Annotated in this window: 1 protein-coding gene; it reads left to right on the forward strand. The window is 58.2% G+C overall.

What is annotated here, in order from left to right; all coding sequences use genetic code 11:
* Positions 1-155 precede the first annotated feature (155 nt).
* The coding region (locus HMPREF2726_RS14550) for a hypothetical protein (RefSeq protein ID WP_148132523.1) at positions 156-447 on the forward strand (292 nt) is incomplete at its 3' end.

Genomic DNA, 447 nt, shown 5'->3' on the forward strand with positions numbered 1-447 from the left:
CCAGCCGCCTTCGGGCGGCTGTGTGTTGAAACGTTCAATCCGTATGCAATCGGCGTGGTAAATGGCAGCCAGCTGCCTTCGGGCGGCTGTGTGTTGAAACAGTCATCGCGTTTGGCAACGCTTCAGAAACTGCCCAGCTGCCTTCGGGCGGCTGGGTGTTGAAACCTGAGCTGTTGGGCGTTTTGGCTTCGGGCTGCATCCAGCCGCCTTTAGGCGGCTGGATGTTGAAACGGTCACGCGTACGCGCGGAATCGCGCCGATGGCGCCAGCCGCCTTTAGGCGGCTGTGTGTTGAAACATCGGCTCAGTCGCAGAACCGCGCATATCTGGATTCAGCCGCCTTCGGGCGGCTGGGTGTTGAAACACATCCTCGAAATCCCGCTCCGTCATCTCCCAGCCAGCCGCCTTCAGGCAGCTATATATAGTGGATTAAATTTAAATCAGGACA

This window comes from Neisseria sp. HMSC074B07, from assembly GCF_001810355.1.
GTDB lineage: Bacteria > Pseudomonadota > Gammaproteobacteria > Burkholderiales > Neisseriaceae > Neisseria.